Below are 19,581 nucleotides of genomic sequence, written 5' to 3' on the forward strand. Positions count from 1 at the left end.
TTGAACAGGAGTGCCATTCCATGGTCGCAGACAAACAAATCAAGGTGTCCACCCGCATCGGGCTGGGCTACGGTATCGCGCTGGTGCTGTGTTTCGCCGGTTTTATCTTCGCCGCGTCGACGATGCGGTCGCTGGCCCGCAACGTCGATGTCGTCGCGAGCGACCGGCTCGCCAAGGTGGCGCAGTTGCAGCAGATGCGCAACAACTTCAACGCCCAGGGCCACCAGGTCCGCAACATCCTGATCAGCGACGACCGCGCGTTCCAGGATGCGGAGCTGAAGAAGATCGTCAACATCAAGTCGCTCAATGGCGACATCGTCACGAAGCTCCGGGCGACCGAGCAGGACGCGGATGCCATCGCTCTGCTCAAGAGCGTGGCCGAGTTCTCGCAGCCCTTCTACCAGGCCATCGACCGCACGGTCGCCCTGGCCTACGAAGGCAAGGCCCCCGAGGCGCGCGAACAGCTGATCGGCGAGATGCGCAACCGCCAGATGCCGCTGTTCAAGGCGGTCGACGATTCGCTCATCCTGCAGATGGATTCTTCCCGCCAGCTGGCGACCGCGGCCATCGCGGATGCGGGAGCCGCCGCCTGGGGCATGCTGCTGATCGGCTTGGTGGTGGCCGTGGCGGCGGTGGTGGTCTGCCTCTGGACGGCGCGCTGGATCACCCGCGCGCTCGGCTCCGAGCCGGCCGCGCTCGGTGCGGCGGTACGCCGCTTCGCCGATGGCGACCTGAGCGCCGCGCCGGGCGCCGGCGCGGCCGTGCCCGGCAGCGTGCTGGCGGCCATCGGCACGATGCAGGCCAACTGGGCGCGCATCGTCGGCCAGGTGCGGGCCAGCAGCGACAGCATCGCCACCGGCTCGGCCCAGATCGCGATGGGCAACGCCGACCTCAACCAGCGCACCGAGGAGCAGGCCGGCAGCCTGCAGCAGACCGCGTCGTCGATGGAGCAGGTGGGCGCCACGGTGCGCCACAGCGCCGACACGGCGGGCGAGGCGAGCCGGCTGGCAGCAGACGCGGCCGCCGCCGCCGCCCGCGGCAGCGAACTTGTCGGCCATGCGGTGCTCAGCATGCAGGGCATCGCCGATTCGTCGAAGAAGATCGGCGACATCATCGGCGTGATCGACGGCATCGCGTTCCAGACCAACATCCTGGCCTTGAACGCGGCGGTCGAGGCGGCGCGGGCCGGCGAACAGGGCCGCGGCTTCGCGGTGGTGGCCAGCGAAGTGCGCAGCCTGGCGGGCCGATCGGCCGATGCGGCCAAGGAAATCAAGTCCCTCATCCAGGCCAGCGTGCTCAAGGTGGAAGACGGCCTGCGCGAGGTGAACGACGCCGGCGCGTCGATGGCCGGCATCGTCTCGCAGGCACAGGGGGTCGACCGGATGATCACGGAGATCTCCACCGCGGCGGTGCAGCAGTCGCGCGGCATCGTCCAGATCGGCGAGGCGGTCGACCAGCTCGACCGGATGACGCAGCAGAACGCTGCCCTGGTCGAGGAAAGCGCTGCCGCGGCCGACAGCCTGCGGCGCCAGGCGGCCTCGCTCGCCTCGGTGGTCAGCGCCTTCAAGCTCGACACGGGTGCCGGCACCGCCGGGTACGAGGACGGCGTGGGTGGCGTGGTGCTGCTGCCGGCCGCCTGAAAACCGTAGCGCCGTGGGCGCTCGTGAAATGACGCACCCTTCTTCGGGACGCCTGGCACGGCCAGGGCGGCCTCGTGGTCGCGCAGCAGCGGGCTGGTGCGGGTGAACGGAGTTGGGTACTACCCGAGAGACGATCAAGCCCAAGGCGCTCGCGCGCGCGCACTCCACCAGCCACGGCGTCGCGCCCTGCGACAGCGGCTGCCGTCCGTCGGAACATTGGACGAGCACGCCCGGTGTCGGCGCCGGATGCCCGTCCCCACACTCCCCGCTACCGGGCAGTCTTGGCCGCCGGCAGGGCGTAAGCGATCACGTAGTCGCCCACCTTGGTGCCGAGCGAGCCGTGGCCGCCGGCCACCACCACCAGATATTGCCGGCCGTCGGTGCCGGTATAGGTCATCGGTGTGGCCTGGCCGCCGGCCGGCAGCCGGTGCTGCCAGAGCTGGCGGCCGTCGGCCATGTCGTAGGCCCGCACGAAGTAGTCGATCGTGCCCGAGAGGAAGGCCACGCCGCCGGCGGTGGCGATCGGGCCACCCAGATTGGGCACGCCCATCCTGAACGGCAACGGCACCGGCGCCTGGTCGCGCACCGTGCCGTTGCGGTGCTGCCAGGCCACCTTGCCGGTCGCCAGATCGACGCCGGCCACGTAACCCCACGGCGGCGCGATGCAGGGAACGCCGAGAGGCGAGACGAAGGGCCCCAGCCTGATGGCGAACGGCGCGCCGAAGTTCTCGTTCAAGGCCGGCAGCGCGCCCTGCGGCGGCGAGCCGCCCTGCACCAGCTGCGAGGTGGCGTCTGCGCGCGGCACAAGCGTCGAGACGAAGGGCAGGTAAGTCGGCGTGGCGAACATGGCTCCGCGCTGCGGATCGACCGCCACGCCGCCCCAGTTGAAGACGCCGAAGTTGCCGGGATAGATCAGCGAGCCGCCTGTCGAAGGCGGGGTGAAGCGGCCGTCGTAGCGCAGCCGGTGGAAAGCGATGCGGCAGTACAGTTGGTCGAACACGGTCGCGCCCCACATGTCGCTGCCGGCCAGCCGCGGAGGATCGAACGACAGGGCCGAGCGCGGCTGCGTAGGTGCCGTGCGGTCGCCCGTGGCGGCGCCCTGCGGCGCCGGGTCTTCGGTGACCGGCAGCACCGGGGTGCCGGTGCGGCGGTCGAGCACGAACAGCTCGCCCTGCTTGGTGGGCTGCACCAGCGCGGGTACCGTGGCGCCGTTCACCTTCAGGTCGACCAGGCTCGGCTGGGCCGGTACGTCGTAGTCCCACAGGTCGTGATGCACCGTCTGGAAGTTCCAGCGTACCTTGCCGGTCGCCAGATCCAGCGCGACGACCGAGGACGAATACTTCTCCACCGACGGGCTGCGCTTGCCGCCCCACTGGTCGGGCGGCTGGTTGCCGAGCGGCACATAGACCATGCCGAGGGCCTCGTCCACGCTGGAGATCGACCAGCTGTTGGGCGAGTTGACGGTATAGCGCCCGTCCGGGCCGATCGGCGCGGTGTCCTCGGGGTTGCCCGAGTCCCAGTTCCAGACCAGCGCACCGGTGGCGATGTCGAAGCCGCGGATCACGCCCGACTGCTCCTGGGTGGAGACGTTGTCGAGCACCGTGCCGCCGACGACGATCAGCTTCTGCGTCAGGACCACCGGCGAGGTGGAATAGTAGCTGCCGGGATTCAGGTTGGGCATGTGGGCCCACAGGTCGATCTGGCCACGGCCCTGACCGAAATCGGTACACACCGCCCCCGTCTCCGGATCGAGCGCGATCAGCCGGCCGTCGGCCGTGGGCATGAAGAGCCGCGCCGGGCACCGGGCGACGGTACGGGCGCCGTCGGCCGCGGCGACCGGCTGGGCCGACTGGCCGAGACGGGCGGCGGGCTCGGTCGGGGCGACTGCGGCGGTGGCCGACGCGGGAGCCGGGTCGGATGGGGCGGCAGGCGACGGCGAGACGACGGCGGCCGGTGCTGCGGCGGGGGCCGTGTCGGCAGCCGGAGGAGCCGCGACCGGTGCGGGCGCAGCCGCACCGGCGACCGCATCACCGGCCACCACAGGTGCCACCGCGCTCGTACCGGCGGCGGCGGGGGTGGAGGCCGCTATGCCGGCCGCGGCCTGGTACGACAGGCCGCGGCAGGTCAGGTGCTGCAGCGCCAGTTCGCCCTGGATCCTGGGGTCGTAGCGCCACAACTCGGCGCCGGTGGTCGCATCCAGCGCGATCACCGACTGGTGCGGCGTGCAGAAGTACAGGCGGTTGCCTACCTTGAGCGGGGTGGCCTCGAAGGTCGTCTCGACCGGATCGCCCGGACGGCCGCGCACATCGCCGGTGCGGTACTGCCAGGCGACCTCCAGGCCGTCGACGTTGGCGGGCGTGATCTGTGCCAACGGCGAATAGCGCTGGCCGAAGCCGGTGCGGCCGTAGGCATGCCATTCGCCCGGCGGCACGCCGTCGGTCGCAGGCGCGGCGGCGGCGGTGTCTGCCGACGGCAGCGTGCCGGCGATCTCGTGTTTGTCGACGAACCACGAGGCCACGCCGATCGCCGCGAACAGGGCCAGCGCCGCGCCCAGCGCCGCACCGCCGCCACGCCTGGCCGACGGCACCGCGCCGGAGCCGGCCAGCAGACCGCGCCGCGCCCAAGGCGTGAGCATCAGCACGCCCAACACGAACAGCACGTCGCCGCGCGCGGCCAGCGGCCACCAGTCCAGGCCAACCTCCCACAGCGACCACGCCAGCGTGGCCGCCACCAGCGCGGCCATCAACCCCAGCGCAGCCGGCCGGCGGCGCAACATCAGCACGCCCACCGCCAACAGCGCCAACCCGGCCGGCAGGTAATACCAGGAGCCGCCCAGCACCACCAGCCACAGCCCCGCTCCCGCCAGCACCGCCCCGGCCAGTGCCGTCAACACCCCCAATACGATAGGAAAACGGGAGCGGTTGGGCATGTGGGGAGCCATGGGATTCCTTGGTTCAGCGCGGGGCAGCGGCTGGTCGGCACGAGCCCGCACGTTGACGGACGGCAGTGCGCACGCGCTTAAGCTCGCGGCGCTTTCGGATGTAGGAGAGCGGACGGAGATGAACTCGTCAGACGTCTTGCTACAACTTTAATAGCACGAAGTCCGCGTTTATCAATGGCTGGAACCACTTTTCATACGAAAATGAAATGCGTGCGGTTCGAGGGCTCGGGCGGCGACGGCCCGCCGCCTCGGCACCGAGCCGACCGAGCACGGTTGACCAAGCTCCCGCCTACCGCCGCAGATGCCGCAGGTTGTCCGCCGCGATCCGCCGGAAGCCGGCCGACACCCGTGCGTCGCCCGCCACCGCGTCCCAGAACACCGTGGCCAGCGCGCGGGCCCGGTCCCATTCGGCCAGCGTGGCGGCGGTAGGCTGCAGCCCGCGGGCGGCGAAGTCGCGCGAGACCAGTTCGTTGCCGACCGGCGCGTAGAGCATCGGCAGCATGTCGTAGGTGGGCGAGAGCACCCAGTCGTCGTCCTCCAGCAGCAGCGAGATGTTGCCGTAGTGCCGGTCGGTGTTGGCGATCAGGATGCCGTAGGCCTCCAGCAGCCGCAGGTGGGCGGCGTCCGCCGCGGTGAGCAGGCCACGCGCCACCATGCGGTTGGCGGTGGCGGCCCAGTTGTCCATCTCCCCGACGTATTCCGAGTCGTAGACCAGCAGCGACACCATGCCGATGCGGCCGTGCGCGGTGCGGTCGAAGCGCTCGGCCTCGAAGAACACCCGGCCCGCCCCTGTATGGATGCGGGTGCGGGCCGCAGGCAGGCCGGCATCGGCCAGCACCTGCAGCGCCAGGTGCTCGCAGACCAGCAGGTCGCGAGTGCGCTGGTCGGCCGGGCCGTCGCCCGCCGGCGAGAACTTCACGATCACATGCCGGCCGCCGACGATAGTGCAGAACTTGGGCTGCTCGCCGCCGGCCGACGAACCCGGATGCGTTCCCTGCATCGCCCGCTCGGCCAGCGCCGGATAGGCATCGGCCGCATCCACCCGGCCGGCGCGCGCCGGCAGCGTGTGGAAGCGCCGGAACGCCGCCTCGCCCACCACCAGGTTGCCCGGCAGGTCGTCGCCGAAGAGCGCCAGCGCACGCAGCACGTCGTCGTCGCTCCAGTGGCGCGGGTCGGTGCCCAGTTGCAGTTCGGGGTGGGCATGGGCGAAGGTGCGGCCCATGAAGCCCTGCGGCCGCATGTCGTTCAGGAACCAGGGCAGGCCGTCGTGCCGCTGGCTCAGGCCGTCGGCCTCGTCGGCCCAGAGCGCTCCGCCTTCGAGCGGCACCAGCCGTGCGAAGGGCGAGGCCCGGCCCTGCGCGTCGATCCGCATCGCCGGGATCTCGCGGCCGATGCCCGCCAGCGTGCGCGGCAGCACGTAGCGCCGGGAGCGGGCGGCGCCGACGGCCAGCACCTCGCCGGACTGCAGCAGCGGCGCCAGCGCGCGCGAGACGGTCGACTGGCTCACGCCCAGCATCGCCTGCAGCTCGGGGCTGGAGAGCACGCCGCCGGCACGGCGCAGCAGTGGAAGGACGTCAGTGGAAGCGGAAACCATTCCGGAATATTAAAGTGAATAGATATTTTCGAATACTTTTCATGCGTATCAACGACTTGCAAACGCTGATGAATGGATAGCCCACCCGCCACTACAGCCCGTCACCTCCGCCGGCGACCCCTCGGCGAAAATCATGTGCTTTGCACCACCCTCCCGAAAGCCGCCATGAAGATCGAGAAGAACACCGCCGTCACCCTGCGCTTCAAGGTGGCCGATACCCAGGGCAGACTGATCGAGCAAAGCGCCGAGCCCAGCGCCTACCTGCACGGCGGCTACCAGAACACCCTGCCGAAGATCGAGGAGGCGCTCGAAGGCCGGGAGGTCGGCTACACCACCACGCTGGCCCTGCAGCCCGCCGACGCCTTCGGCGAGCGCGACGAATCCCTGGTGCGCACCATCCCCAAGAGCGAGTTCCCGCCCGGCGTGAAGGTCGGCGGCCAACTGGAAGGCACGACCGACGGCGGCACGCCGCACGTCTTCCACGTGATGAGGATCAAAGGCGCCGAGGTGCTGCTCGACGGCAACCATCCGCTGGCCGGCAAGGCGCTGCGGTTCACCATCACCGTGACCGGCGTGCGGGCGGCCTCGGCCGAGGAAGTGGCGCACGGGCATGTGCACGGGGCGCACGGGCACCACCATTGAAGACCGCGTGGTACAGGCAAGGCCGACCGGTGGTGTGCGCACGCCGCGTTCACCCAAGTGGGTCATAATGAAAACCCAAAGGAGCGCACCATGTCCACCATACGAGCCAAAGCCACTGCGCAGAAGCGAATCGCACCCGTGGCGTTCGCGGGCTCCCGGGTCGATGCGAATGCCGGGCCCGCCAAGCGCATGCGGTCCGTCGGGGCGGCAAAGCCGCCGTCCGCCAACAGCACCGCGATCTGGATCGAAAAAAGCCGAACGGTCACCCTGCGCAACGCGGATTACATGCACCTGTTCAAGGAGGACCCGCTTGCCCAGGTCGGGCTTGTGAAGCAAGGCGTGGCGCCCATGGTGATCGACGGACTGGCCGGCGGGATGAAGGTGTCGCGGGACAAGCTCCTCGCCACGCTCGGCCTCAAGCGCGAAACCATCCGGCGCAGGGCCAAGGAGAACCAGGCCCTGTCCATCGAAGAATCCTCTCGGGTCCTGGGGATCAGCCGCCTGATCGGCCAGGTGCAGGCGATGGTCGAGGCATCGGGAAACCCCGACGGCTTCGACGCGGCGGCCTGGGTCGGCAGATGGCTGGACCAGCCGCTGCCCGCCCTGGGCCACCAACGCCCTGCCGAGCTGATGGATACCGCCGAGGGCCAGGCGGTCGTGGCCGACATGGTCCTGCGTTCGCAGAGCAGCGCTTACGCATGACGGTTTCGCTCTGGCGGATCGCCACCGACACGCCAGACTACACGGCGGACGACATGCGCGAAAGAGGTGCGGAGACCACGGGCGGCCGATGGAACCGCGCCGGTATGCCTGTGGTCTACGCGGCGACGAACATCGCGCTCGCGACCCTCGAAACCATCGTGCATTTCAATACCGCCGACCTCCCGCTCAACCGTGTCCTGGTCCGGCTGGATGTTCCGGAGAAACTCTGGGCGGCGCGGAAAATTCTTGCGCTCGACGCCGCACCGGTGGGATGGAACGTCTTCCCGGCGGGCAGGGTGTCCCTCGACCTCGGCGACGCCTGGCTGCGCAGTGCCGCCTCCGTCCTGATGGAAGTGCCGTCGGCGATCGTGCCCGAAGAATCGAACGTTCTTGTCAATCCGAGACATCCGGACGTCGCCGCGATCGCCGTCGCGCGGACCCGCACGTTCGCCTGCGACCCGCGCCTGCTGCCCACCGGCACGCCGGCCAGACGCAAGAAGTAGCACGCATCGCGGGCGAGACCGCCAGCCGCCTCCCGTGCCGAACGGCACCACCATGCGGATGATCCGCGTCTGCCGGGCGCGGGCGCCGCCGGCCAGCGCGGTCCGTGCCGGCGATGCCGCGATGCACCGCGATGCCCCACTCCTGCAGCAGCCCGGCGGCGATGTCGGAAGTGCGGTGTTCCTCGAAGCCGAGTTCGGGGTGGGCATGGAGGTCGCGGCGGAGCGCGACGAAACGGGCGACATCGGCAATAGCGTCGGTGGGGTGCATGGCGGGCGGGATTTCGAGCGATGGGGAAATCCCTTCTGGCGCAGGATCGACAATCTCGGATCCCCGATCCGATACGTCCTTCCCACACCCCCTTCGCACCATGAGAAGCCCACACGCCCGCGGCGGCCTCGTCTACTCCACCGACACCGGCCGCACCTGCCCCGTCTGCCGCCAGGCCGCCGCCGACTGCCACTGCAAGGCCCTGGCCGCGGCCGCCGTGCGCGGCGACGGAAAGGTGCGGGTGCTCTACGAGACCAAGGGCCGCGGCGGCAAGGGCGTGACCGTGGTGCGCGGCCTGCCGCTCGCACCCGACGCGCTGGCCGCGCTCGGCAAGCAGCTGCGCACCGCCTGCGGCGCCGGCGGCACCGCCAAGGACGGCGTGCTGGAGATCCAGGGCGACCACCGCGACTTGGTGATGGCCGCGCTGGAGAAGCAGGGCCACGCGCCGAAGCGGGCGGGCGGCTGACAGTGAAAGCGGCAGACCTGCAGACGGTGGCGACCCGCGAGATACCCGTCGGCAAGCACCGGGGCTGCCCGATCGCCAACCTGCCGGCCCACTACCCGCACTGGTTCACTCGCGAGGGCTTTCGGCCGGGCCGGATCGGCCGGCTGCCGGCGCGAATGTTCGAACTCGGCCACAACGGCCCGCGCGACCTGCCGGCCCCGCTGCGCCCCGCAAGGCCGCACGGCGACTACTACTCGATCGTCACCTTGCCTTCCTTGACCAGGCGGGCGAATTTGGCGGTCTCGTCGGCGATCTGGCGCGCCATCTCCTGAGGACTGTCGCCGCGCGGCTCGGCGCCGATCGCCTGCATCCGCTGCGCGAACTCGGGCGATCGGATGATCTTCACCATGTCGGCATTGAGCCGGGCGACCAGCTCGGGCGGGGTGCCGGCCGGGGCCAGCACGCCGAACCATGTGCCGATGTCGAACCCCTTGAGCCCGGCCTCCTCCATCGTCGGCACGTCGGGCAGCACCGAGGAGCGCTTGGCGGTGGTCACCGCCAGCGCGCGCAGCTTGCCGCTCCTGACGTGCTGCAGCACCGGGGTGATCGTGTCGAAGGACATCGCCACCTGGCCGCCCAGCAGGTCGACGGCGAGCGGACCGCTGCCCTTGTAGGGCACGTGCAGCAGCCGGATGCCGGTGCTGGCCTGGAACTGGGTGCCGATCAGGTGCTGGGCGGTGCCATTGCCGTTGGAGCCGTACGACAGCTCGGTGGGCGAGGCCTTGGCCAGGGCGACCAGCTCCGCCACGTTCTTCACCGGCGTATGCGCGGGGTTGACCACCAGCACGTTGGGCACCATTGCCACCGTGGTGATCGGCGCCAGGTCCTTCCGGAAATCGTAGGGCAGCTTCTTGTAGACGCTGGTGGCGATGGTGTGGTGCACCGCGCCCATCAGCAGCGTGTAGCCGTCGGGCTTGGCCTTGGCCACGTAGTCGGCGCCCAGTGTGGCGCCGGCGCCCGGCTTGCTCTCGACCACCACCGGCTGACCGAGCGCGTGCGACAGCGGCTCGGCCAGCGCGCGGGCCAGCACGTCGGTGGTACCGCCCGCCGGGAAGGGAACGATCAGGCTGATCGGGCGGCTGGGATAGGCGCCCTGCGCCACCGCGAAAGATGCCGCCGCCGCCAGGCAGGCCGCGAACACGCAGCGCTGCAGGGCGGTGCGGCGGCGAACCTGCCGCGGCACGGGAGTGAGAAAGGTGGGCATGTTTGTCTCCGGAATCGTTGTTGTCGTGCAGGAAATCCGTCCGCCGCGCGGACCGCGGCGGTGCGGTGGGAGCGCCGGCTCAGGCGGCGCGCAGCGCGGCGGGCCGGGCTGCCAGATGCTCGCAGACCGCGCGCGTCACCTGCTCGGTGGTGGCGCTGCCGCCCAGGTCGCGCGTGTGCAGCGCCGGGTCGGCCGTCACCCGCTCCACCGCCTGCATCAGGCGCGCCGCGGCGGCCGCCTCGCCCAGATGCTCCAGCAGCATCACCGCCGACCAGAAAGTGCCGACCGGGTTGGCCAGGCCCTTGCCCATGATGTCGAAGGCCGAGCCGTGGATCGGCTCGAACATGCTCGGGTAGCGGCGCTCGGGATCGATGTTGCCGGTGGGCGCGATGCCCAGGCTGCCGGCCAGCGCCGCGGCCAGGTCGCTCAGGATGTCGGCATGCAGGTTGGTGGCGACCAGGGTGTCGAGCGAGGCCGGCCGGTTCACCATGCGGGCGGTGCAGGCGTCGACCAGCTCCTTGTCCCAGGTCACGTCGGGGAACTCCTTCGACACCTGCACCGCGATCTCGTCCCACATCACCATCGCGTGGCGCTGTGCGTTGCTCTTGGTGACCACCGTCAGCAGCTTGCGCGGACGCGACTGGGCGAGTCGGAACGCGAAGCGCATGATCCGCTCCACGCCGGCGCGGGTCATCATGCTCAGGTCGGTGGCGGCCTCGATCGGGTGGCCCTGGTGCACCCGGCCGCCGACGCCGGCGTATTCGCCCTCGGAGTTCTCGCGCACGATCACCCAGTCGAGCTGGGCGGGCGTGCAGCGCTTTAGCGGGCCGTCGATGCCCGGCAGGATGCGGGTCGGCCGCACGTTGGCGTACTGGTCGAAGCCCTGGCAGATCTTCAGGCGCAGACCCCAGAGCGTGACGTGGTCGGGGATGTGCGGATCGCCGGCCGAGCCGAACAGGATCGCGTCCTTGTCGCGCAGTGCGTCCAGGCCATCGGCCGGCATCATCTCGCCGTGGGCGCGAAACCAGTCGCCGCCCCAGCCGAAGTCCTCGAACGCGAACTGCAGGCCGCCGCCCTCGGACGCGGCCAGGGCCTCCAGCACGCGGCGGCCGGCGGGTATCACTTCCTTGCCGATCCCGTCTCCGGGAATGGTGGCGATGCGGTAGGGGCGGTTCATACGGAATCCTTGCAGAGGCTGTGTGGAAAGAGTCGGAGGTGCAGAGTTGCACTGTAGGATGGTCCCGCACGATAGACACGCCCCTGAAGTGAAGCCATCGTTAACCTGTATTCAACAATCCGCTGCCATGAGCGCCTCGATCCAGCCTGCCGACCTGGGCTTCTTCTCGACCCTGGCGGGTGCCGGCAGCCTGAGCGCGGCGGCCCGCGAGATCGGGGTGACGACACCCGCGGTGAGCAAGCGGCTCGCCGCGATGGAGGCGCGGCTGGGCGTGGCGCTGGTCAACCGCAGCACCCGGCGCATGGGCCTGACACCGGAGGGCGAGCTGTACCTGGAGTACGCCCGGCGCATCCTCGGCGAGATCGACGACCTGGCCCAGCTGCTGGGCAGCACCCAGGCCGAGCCGCAGGGGCTGCTGCGGGTCAACGCCCCGCTGGGCTTCGGCCGCAGCCACGTGGCGCCGGTGATCTCGAAGTTCGCGCGTCGGCATCCGCAGGTCGAGGTGCAACTGCAGTTGTCGGTCAACCCGCCCGCGCTGACCGACGACGCCTTCGACGTCTGCGTGCGCTTCGGCGCGCCGCCCGAGGCACGGGTGGTGGCGCGGCGGATCGCGTCGAACCGTCGTCTGCTCTGCGCATCGCCCGCCTACCTGGCGCGGGCCGGCGTGCCCAAGGTACCGCACGACCTGGTGCGCCATGCCTGCATCGGCATCCGGCAGGGCGACGAGGCCTACGGCGTGTGGCGGCTGGCCCTGGGCCGGGCCGCCGCCAGCACCGCCGAGGCGGTCAGGACCCGCGGCACGCTCAGCACCAACGACGGGGCGATCGCGGTGCTGTGGGCACTCGAAGGCCACGGCATCCTGCTGCGGGCCGAATGGGACGTAGCCCACCACCTGCAGGCCGGCCGGCTGGTGGAGGTGCTGCCGCAGTACCGCACGCCCGACGCCGACATCTACGCGGTGTACCCGCACCGCCACCAGATGTCGACGCGGGTGCGGGTGTTCATCGATTTCCTGGCGGCGGCGCTGGCGAAAAAGCAGCCGGGGGCGTGAGGACGCGGATGCCGGCGCCTCGGCACTGCGGCCACGCGTCCTGTGCGCCTCAGGCCGCGAGCCGCGGCGCGCCTTCGTGCCGCAGCCGGAACACCGCCACCGCGGCCACCAGCTGCGCCGCCTGCGATTCGAGCGAGCCGGTGGCGGCCGCGGCCTCCTCCACCAGCGCGGCGTTCTGCTGCGTGACCTGGTCCATCTGCGTGATCGCCTGGTTGACCTGCTCCAGACCGGTGGTCTGCTCCTGGCTGGCCGAGGTGATCTCGCCGACGATGTCGGTCACCCGGCGCACGCCCTGCACCACCTCGCGGATCACGCCGCCGGCCTCTTCCACCAGCCGGTTGCCGGCATCGACGCGCTGCACCGAGTCGTCGATCAACCCCTTGATCTCGTGCGCGGCCGAGGCGCTGCGCTGGGCCAGGGTACGCACCTCGCCGGCCACCACCGCGAAGCCGCGACCCTGCTCGCCGGCGCGCGCCGCCTCCACCGCGGCGTTCAGCGCCAGGATGTTGGTCTGGAACGCGATGCCGTCGATCACCGAGATGATGTCGACGATCTTGCGCGAGGCAGTGTGGATCTCGGCCATGGTCGAGACCACGTTGCCGACCACCACGCCGCCGCGCGTCGCCAGGTCGGAGGTGGACTGCGCCAGCTGGTTGGCCTGGCGGGCGTTGTCGGCGTTCTGGCGCACGGTGGCGGTCATCTGCTCCATCGACGCGGCCGTCTGCTGCAGGGCGCTGGCCTGTTCCTCGGTGCGGGTGGAGAGGTCGAGGTTGCCGCTGGCGATCTGGCTCGACGCGGTGGCGATGCCGTCGGCGCCGTGACGCACCTGGCCGACCGTCTCGCGCAGCCGCTGGCCCATCACGTCGAGGGCCCGCAGCAGCCGACCGGTCTCGTCGCGGCCGGTGGCGCCGACATCGGAGGTGAGGTCGCCCGCGGCCACCGTCTGCGCCACCGTCAGGGCCCGGCCCAGCGGCCGGGTGATGCTGCGGGTGATCATGAAGGCCAGCACCGCCGCCACCAGCAGCGCGACGGCGCCCAGCACCAGCATCTGCGCCAGGCCGCGCTCGTAGCCATGGCGCACGCTCACAGCGGCCGCGTCGATCGCGGCGCGTTGTTCGTCCAGTAGTGCGCGCAAGCCCTTCAGGTACCCGACAGCGGCCGGCTGGTACTCGGCCGTGAAGATGCGATTGGCCTCGTCCGTCTGGCCTTCGAGCTTTTTCTTGCTGATGGCGTCGCGCGTGGCGATGTAGGCCATGCGGTTCTTCACCAATGCGGCAAACAGCGCTTTCTCGGTGGGCGACTGCAGCAATGCCTCTACCCTCTTCTGCTGCTCGTTGGAGTTGCGCGTGGCCTGGGTCATCTCTTCGGCGAAGAACGTACCCAGCGACATGTCGCTGGTTTTGGCGACGGCCGTGACCCGCTGCACGCTGGCCTGAATAGCGCTGTACCAGTCCGACACCACGCGCTCCTTGGCCAGCGGCAACGCCATCATCTCGGCCGATTCCTGAGCCACGGCCCGCAGACGCAACACCCCGACGGCAAGAATGGCGGCGGTCAGGAGGATAAGTGCGCCAAAGCCCAGGGCAAGGCGGACACCGATGTTGAGGTCTTGAATTCGCATGACTAGATCCGGTAGTGGTGACTCTATATCGGCACCGATGGCCTGATCTGATGCGTTTTTTTAATAAAGTCTTTCTCGGCGCGCAAGAGCGGCACGTCGGACAGCGGCGACGTACGGGCGCTTTCCCTCTTTACAGCACAAAAGGGGCCGGTAGCCGGCGATCGACGCCGACTTTCAGCTATAACTTTAATAGCAAAAACCAGATCCGAATCGCGCGTTCCGCCGGTTGCAGAGCACCTGCACCCTGGGTCGCACGGCTCAATACGGCACCGAGAACGGCTGGCCCCGGAACCGCAGCACCGCCGCCCTGGGCTCGATCCGCTCCAGCACCACGTCCGCCCCGGCCGGATCGCCCTCGCTCAGCACCTGGCCGTTGACGATCACCATGCGGTAGCGCGGATTGCTCGAATAGGTGGCGCCGCTGACCGCCAGCGGCGGCAGCTGGCGCCGCACCGATTCGGGCAGCTCGGCCAGGGCGGGGACGCGGGGGACGGGTGCCGGGGCCGATGTCGGGGCGACGGCGGGGGCCAGGACCTGTGCGACGGTCCGTTCGCGGCTGCCGGGCGCGGGTGTCGCGGTGGCAGACGGGGCGGGGGCCGAGGCTCGTGCGGCCGTGGGTGCCGGTGCCGGTGCCGGTGCCGGTGCTACGCCCGCCCCGGGCGGAGAGCCGGCGACCGGCACCGCGGCCGACGCGCGCGGCGCCGTGACCGACGGCGCGTAAACCTCTGCAGCAGCCGACAGCGACGCGGAAGCGGCAGGCGCAGCGGGCGCCGGAGCGATGCCCGCAGGGGCGGACGCCACCGGCGTCGCGGGCCCCACACCGCCGCGCGGCGCATCGTCGCGCAGCCACAGCCAGCCGCCGGCGGCCAGCACCGCCGCGCCGGCGGCGAGCGCCACCACCGTCGCGGCGGTCCGTGGGCCGGCGCCGGAACCGCCCTCGGTCGGCGGGGTGGAAGCCGCGGGCGTGTGCAGCCCGGGGACGGCACCGCGACCGCGTTCCGCGTCGGCGCGCCGCAGGGCGTCGAGGATGTAGGACATGCGTCAGGTTCCGGGGGTCAGGCGCGGCTCGGCCACGCCGGCGGCGCGGTTGAGCAGCATGAAGGTGAGCGGGCCGGCCACGCCGTCGGGCTTCAGGCCCTGTGCCAGCTGGAAGCGGTAGATGCGCGCGCGCCGCTCGGCGGCCGGTACATCGTCGTTCGCCGCCGCGCCGTCCGGCTGCAGGGCGGTCAGTTGCGCGTCGAGCCAGGCCCCGGCCGGGCCGGTGGCGGCCTCGGCCTGCGCGGGCGTGGCACCGGGCGGAATGCGCCACAGCGTGGTGAAGTCGCCGCGCCACCAGCGGGCCAATTCGGCCAGCGGAACGCGGCGCGGCGCGCCGTCCACCACCAGGGTGGCATGCTGCGCATCCAGCCCGGCGAGCGGTACGACCGACGTGCGGCCGTCGTCGCCCACCAGGGTCAGCAGGCCCGGCCGGTCGATCTGGCGCACCAGGTTCAGGCCGGTGCGGCTGCTGCGAAAGCACGGCAGGCCCTCGCGCGCCAGCGCCGGGCAGGCGGCCCCGGCGGCCAGGCCGTCGGCCGGCACGCCCCAGCCGGCGGCCAGCGCCCGCAGCGCGGCGTCTTCGTCGCGGGGCAGGCCGGGCAGTGCGGCGCGCAGGTCGAAAGAGGCACCGTCGGCCGCCGCCGCGCTGGTCGCCGCCGTCGATCCATTGCCGGCCGTACCGGTGTCGGCCGCCGACGGTGCGGACGCGGTGGCGGCCACGCCGGTCGCAGCCGACAGGGGCGACGCCGGCACGGCCGATGCCGGCGTGCCCAAACCGACTTTGGCGCCAGACGTGGCGCCACCCTGTGCCGCGGAGCCGGTGGCCGCAACGGCGGAACCGGCTCCAGGCACAACCGCCGTGCCGGCGCCTGCCACCGCCCCGGCCACCGGCGTGCGCCGCGCCAGGTACCAGCCTCCTGCGATGCCGACGCACAGCAGCACCACGGCCGCCACCACCGCCGGGCCGGCCAGCGCGGAGCGCGCAGCGGCCGGCGCCCGTGGTGCCGCGGGTGCGCCGGCGGCCGGAGCAGCGGCCGGAACCGCGGCCGGCCGCGGCGCGGCGGGGGTGCGGCCGGTGGGCTGGAAGAACACCTCGCGCGCCGCCTTGTCGACGATCCGCGCGGTCACCACCCGGGCGCCGGTGGCGTATCCGCCCAGCAGCGCGCGGTCGCAGAGCAGGTTGATGCGCCGCGGCACGCCCCGCGCGGCGGCGTGGATGCGGCGCAGCGCCCCGCGGTCGAACGGCATCGGTCCCTGCAGGCCCGCCACGCCCAGTCGGTGGGCGATGTAGTGTTGCGTCTCCACCGGCGTCAGCGCGTCCAGGTGGTAGCGGGCGATCACCCGCTGCGCCAGCTGCTCCAGCGCCGGCCGGGCCAGCATGCCGCGCAGCTCGGGCTGGCCGATCAGCACGATCTGCAGCAGCTTGCGCTCGTTGGTCTCCAGGTTGGTCAGGAGCCGCAACTGCTCCAGCACGTCGGCCGAGAGGTTCTGCGCCTCGTCGATGATCAGCACGCTGCTGCGGCCCTGGGCGTGCGCCGCCAGCAGGTAGACGTTGAGCGGGTCGATGTAGTCCTTGACCGTCTCGCCGCCCGGCCCGGCCGGCCGGGTGGCGATGCCGAACTCGCTGCAGACCGACTGCAGCAGTTCGCCCACGGTGAGCTTCGGGTTGAAGATGTAGGCGACGTTGCAGGTGGCGGGGATCTGCTCCAGGAAACAGCGGCAGACCGTCGTCTTGCCGGTGCCGATCTCCCCGGTCAGCAGCACGAAGCCGCCGCCGCTGCCCACGCCGTAGAGCAGGTGGGCCAGCGCCTCGCGGTGGCGCTCGCTCATGTAGAGGTAGCGCGGGTCGGGCGCGATCGAGAACGGATCCTGCCGCAGGCCGAAGAAAGAGGCGTACATATCGCCTAGAGGATACCGGCAGCGTGCGGCAGCGCAGCCGGCAGGGTTTGATGCTATTTTTAGAGCGGCTAACACAACCCTTCTGGCGTCGTTGCCGCACCTTGTCGTACTACTCGTACTGTCTGCGATGCGGCGCCTAGCCAGAACCGCTTCGCTGGGTTGTGTTAGCCGCTCTTAATAGCTACCGGCCGTCGTCGCACGCCGGCCGCGGGCACTTTCGACTCGGCAACTCACTCGGCGTACCGCACGGGCGGTATCACGCCCGCAAGGCCCTGCCATGTCGGCTGCGCATGCGCGCGGGCAACAAAGCCACCAATCATTCGGTCAGGGGGCGGCCTTGCGCGCTCGCTCGATGCGGGCGTCTGCACGCCTTTCTTCGCTCACACCAGCGGCGGATCCTGGTCGCGCGCCATGTGGCGGTGCTGCGCGACGGCGGCGATGAAAGCCGCCGCGACCTTCCTGGCGTCGGCACCGTCGGCGAACAGCACGCCGGGGTCGGTCTCGCCCGATGGCAACTCGGGCAGGATGCCCGCCTTGTCGGTCAGGGCCTTCGCGGCACCCAGCACCAGCAGCGTCTTGCAGTGGCGGTAGGTGTTGACGACGAACTCGGCGGTGTTGCCGACGCGGGCCAGCAGGTCGACGCCGGCCTTTCCGTCGGGCAGCACCACAGCGTCGAACAGCACCGGCGGCGTGTTCTCGAGCGATGCGTCGGCCTCGAGCGTGGTGCCGTCGGCGCACTTCACCGTGCCCAGGCGCGGCGCCACGATGCGCGGCACGGCACCGGCGTCGAGCAGCGCGGCCTGCAGGGCGGCGATCGGCTTGCCGTCGACGCCGTCGGCGGCCAGCAGCGCGATCTTGCGGGTGCGGATGCCCCCCTCGCCGGGGTGGCCGGTGAGCGAGAGGGCAGCCGACATGAGCACCTCGGCGGGGATCGGCGTGTGGATCGCCTTGGGCATGGCGGCGGGCACCGGCATGCCCAGGCCGTCGGCCACGCGCCGGGCCAGCTCGGGTGCCACGTTGACCAGGCCGGAGAGCATGCGCTCGCGGATCGCGGGCACGGTGAGCTTCGACAGCTCGAAGCGGAACCCGCCGACGATGTGGGCCTTCTCCCAATCGGTCTGGCTGTTCCAGAACAGGGTGGCCTGCTGGTAGTGTTCGGCGAACTTCTCGGGCTTGCCGCGCACCTTGTCGCCCTCCAGCGTTTCGGGAAAGGACACGAAGCCGGCGGCACCGGCCTGGTAGGGCGAGCCGCCCGCCAGCGAGTTGGGCTCGTACGCCACCCGGCCGCGGTGCAGGGCCTGGCGCTTGATGCCGTCACGCTGGTTGTTGTAGACCGGCACGACCGGCGCGTTGATCGGAATCTCGTGAAAGTTGGCGCCGCCCAGCCGGGTGATCTGCGTGTCCTTGTACGAGTGGATCCGGCCGGCCAGCAGTGGGTCGTTGCTGAAGTCGATGCCCGGGATGACGTGGGCGGTGCAGAAGGCCACCTGCTCGGTCTCGGCGAAGAAGTTGTCGGGGTTGCGGTCGAGCACCATGCGGCCCACGATGTGCACCGGCACCAACTCTTCGGGGATCAGCTTGGTCGAGTCGAGGAAGTCGAAGCTCCAGTCCTGCGCTTCTTCGGCGGTGAAGACCTGCAGACCCAGTTCCCACTCGGGATATTCGCCGGCCTCGATCGATTCCCACAGGTCGCGGCGGTGGAAGTCGTTGTCGGCGCCCTGGATCTTGGCCGATTCGTCCCAGACCAGCGAATGGGTGCCGAGCAACGGCTTCCAGTGGAACTTGACGAACTTGCTCTGGCCCTGGGCGTTCACCAGACGGAAGCTGTGGATGCCGAAACCTTCCATCATCCGGAAGCTGCGCGGCAGGCCGCGGTCGCTCATCGCCCACAGCATCATGTGGGTGGATTCGGGACTCAGCGAGATGAAGTCCCAGAAAGTGTCGTGCGCGCTGGCGGCCTGCGGCATGCCGTGGTGCGGCTCGGGCTTGACCGCGTGGACCAGGTCGGGGAACTTCATCGAATCCTGGATGAAGAACACCGGGATGTTGTTGCCCACCAGATCCCAGTTGCCCTGGTCGGTGTAGAACTTGACGGCGAAGCCGCGTACGTCGCGCGCGGTGTCGACCGAGCCGCGCTCGCCGGCCACGGTGGAGAAGCGCACGAACACCGGGGTGACCTTGCCCTTCTCCTGGAAGGGTGCGGCGCGGGTCAGGTCGGTCAGCGCCTCGTAGGCTTCGAAGTAGCCGTGGGCAGCGGAGCCGCGGGCGTGCACGATGCGCTCGGGGATGCGCTCGTGGTCGAAGTTGGTGATCTTCTCGCGGAGGATGTAGTCCTCCAGCAGGGTCGGGCCGCGCAGGCCGGCCTTGAGCGAATTCTGGTTGTCGCCGATCGGCACGCCCTGGTTGGTGGTGAGCACCTGGCCGCCGCCGTCGACCCGCACCCGGTCGAGCGAGCCGGCCAGAGCGTTGGTGCCGGGGGCCGCGCCGCTGCCGGTCTTGGCGGTGGGGTTGGCTTCGCTCAGCGTGCTGGCGGTGACGGCCGCGTTGGCCGGCTCCGAGGTCTCGCCCTGCGGCGGTGCGACGGCATAGTCGCGTCCGTTGTCGACCAGCGCGGTCTTGTTGTAGGGCATCGAGGCGACGAGGGCCTGCGTGTCGGCGGCCTGCTGCGCTAGCGGATCGTCGCCCGGGTTGCCGCCCTCGGCCGGACGGCTGGCGGTGTTGCGGGCCGCGGCCTTGGTGGACGCGTCGGGGGTTTTTTTGATGGGACTCATAGGGTGTTTCGCAGGGTGGAGAAGC

15 protein-coding genes and 1 pseudogene are annotated in these 19,581 nt (G+C 70.7%); 7 read left to right on the forward strand and 9 right to left on the reverse strand.

All coding sequences use genetic code 11. The features are described from left to right. The first annotated feature begins 20 nt into the window (after window positions 1-20). Complete coding sequence (locus DFQ15_RS09845) at window positions 21-1,640, forward strand: methyl-accepting chemotaxis protein (protein WP_110465819.1); 1,620 nt, start codon at window positions 21-23, stop codon at window positions 1,638-1,640. A 268-nt stretch (window positions 1,641-1,908) separates the two neighbouring features. On the opposite strand, the gene DFQ15_RS09850 is transcribed toward DFQ15_RS09845, so the two are convergent. Then, complete coding sequence (locus DFQ15_RS09850) at window positions 1,909-4,581, reverse strand: outer membrane protein assembly factor BamB family protein (protein WP_233504396.1); 2,673 nt, start codon at window positions 4,579-4,581, stop codon at window positions 1,909-1,911. A 289-nt stretch (window positions 4,582-4,870) separates the two neighbouring features. Next, the gene (yjjJ, locus tag DFQ15_RS09855) at window positions 4,871-6,175 is read right to left on the reverse strand and encodes a type II toxin-antitoxin system HipA family toxin YjjJ (protein ID WP_110465821.1); all 1,305 of its coding nucleotides are present in this window, start codon (window positions 6,173-6,175) and stop codon (window positions 4,871-4,873) included. A 165-nt stretch (window positions 6,176-6,340) separates the two neighbouring features. Here yjjJ and DFQ15_RS09860 point away from each other — a divergent pair, with 165 nt between their 5' ends. From DFQ15_RS09860 to DFQ15_RS09870, 3 genes are all read left to right on the forward strand, one after another. Further along, window positions 6,341-6,817 (forward strand): FKBP-type peptidyl-prolyl cis-trans isomerase, encoded by a 477-nt coding sequence (locus DFQ15_RS09860; RefSeq protein WP_110465822.1) that lies wholly within the window; start codon window positions 6,341-6,343, stop codon window positions 6,815-6,817. Window positions 6,818-6,955: 138 nt separating this feature from the next. Beyond that, entirely contained in the window at window positions 6,956-7,519 is a 564-nt protein-coding gene (locus tag DFQ15_RS17830; protein ID WP_233504398.1) for an antitoxin Xre/MbcA/ParS toxin-binding domain-containing protein, read from the forward strand. Continuing rightward, a complete protein-coding gene (locus DFQ15_RS09870) occupies window positions 7,516-8,022 on the forward strand; it encodes an RES family NAD+ phosphorylase (protein ID WP_110465823.1) in 507 nt (168 codons plus the stop codon). Before DFQ15_RS17830 ends, DFQ15_RS09870 begins: the two co-directional genes overlap by 4 nt. Window positions 8,023-8,113: 91 nt before the next feature. On the opposite strand, the pseudogene DFQ15_RS17835 reads toward DFQ15_RS09870, so the two are convergent. Continuing rightward, window positions 8,114-8,290: pseudogene (locus DFQ15_RS17835) on the reverse strand (amidohydrolase); the annotation flags it as partial. Window positions 8,291-8,390: 100 nt separating this feature from the next. On the opposite strand from DFQ15_RS17835, the gene DFQ15_RS09880 reads away from it, so the two are divergent. Together DFQ15_RS09880 and DFQ15_RS09885 are read left to right on the forward strand one after the other, a co-directional pair. After that, a complete protein-coding gene (locus tag DFQ15_RS09880) occupies window positions 8,391-8,756 on the forward strand; it encodes a translation initiation factor Sui1 (protein ID WP_110465824.1) in 366 nt (121 codons plus the stop codon). A 2-nt stretch (window positions 8,757-8,758) separates the two neighbouring features. Continuing rightward, window positions 8,759-9,067 (forward strand): putative quorum-sensing-regulated virulence factor, encoded by a 309-nt coding sequence (locus DFQ15_RS09885; RefSeq protein WP_110465825.1) that lies wholly within the window; start codon window positions 8,759-8,761, stop codon window positions 9,065-9,067. Here the strand turns inward: DFQ15_RS09885 and DFQ15_RS09890 are convergent. Together DFQ15_RS09890 and DFQ15_RS09895 are read right to left on the reverse strand one after the other, a co-directional pair. After that, on the reverse strand, window positions 8,986-9,999 hold the full coding sequence (locus tag DFQ15_RS09890) for a tripartite tricarboxylate transporter substrate binding protein (RefSeq protein WP_110465826.1): 1,014 nt from the start codon (window positions 9,997-9,999) through the stop codon (window positions 8,986-8,988). The genes DFQ15_RS09885 and DFQ15_RS09890 overlap by 82 nt on opposite strands. Window positions 10,000-10,078: 79 nt before the next feature. Then, window positions 10,079-11,176, reverse strand: coding sequence for a tartrate dehydrogenase (locus tag DFQ15_RS09895; RefSeq protein ID WP_110465827.1), 1,098 nt, complete (start codon window positions 11,174-11,176; stop codon window positions 10,079-10,081). A 127-nt stretch (window positions 11,177-11,303) separates the two neighbouring features. Between DFQ15_RS09895 and DFQ15_RS09900 the strand changes: the two genes are divergently transcribed. Beyond that, window positions 11,304-12,227 (forward strand): LysR substrate-binding domain-containing protein, encoded by a 924-nt coding sequence (locus DFQ15_RS09900; protein WP_110465828.1) that lies wholly within the window; start codon window positions 11,304-11,306, stop codon window positions 12,225-12,227. A 49-nt stretch (window positions 12,228-12,276) separates the two neighbouring features. Here the strand turns inward: DFQ15_RS09900 and DFQ15_RS09905 are convergent, their stop codons facing one another. From DFQ15_RS09905 to DFQ15_RS09920, 4 genes are all read right to left on the reverse strand, one after another. Then, on the reverse strand, window positions 12,277-13,848 hold the full coding sequence (locus DFQ15_RS09905; RefSeq protein ID WP_110465829.1) for a methyl-accepting chemotaxis protein: 1,572 nt from the start codon (window positions 13,846-13,848) through the stop codon (window positions 12,277-12,279). A 258-nt stretch (window positions 13,849-14,106) separates the two neighbouring features. Then, a complete protein-coding gene (locus tag DFQ15_RS09910) occupies window positions 14,107-14,886 on the reverse strand; it encodes a general secretion pathway protein GspB (protein ID WP_110465830.1) in 780 nt (259 codons plus the stop codon). Window positions 14,887-14,889: 3 nt separating this feature from the next. Next, window positions 14,890-16,785 (reverse strand): ExeA family protein, encoded by a 1,896-nt coding sequence (locus tag DFQ15_RS09915; RefSeq protein WP_110465831.1) that lies wholly within the window; start codon window positions 16,783-16,785, stop codon window positions 14,890-14,892. Window positions 16,786-17,165: 380 nt separating this feature from the next. Next, window positions 17,166-19,556 carry a catalase gene (locus DFQ15_RS09920; RefSeq protein ID WP_110465832.1) on the reverse strand — a complete coding sequence of 797 codons (2,391 nt, stop codon included), beginning with the start codon at window positions 19,554-19,556 and terminating at the stop codon, window positions 17,166-17,168. Between the last annotated feature and the right edge of the window lie 25 nt (window positions 19,557-19,581).

It is taken from the genome of Xylophilus ampelinus, from assembly GCF_003217575.1.
GTDB lineage: Bacteria > Pseudomonadota > Gammaproteobacteria > Burkholderiales > Burkholderiaceae_C > Xylophilus > Xylophilus ampelinus.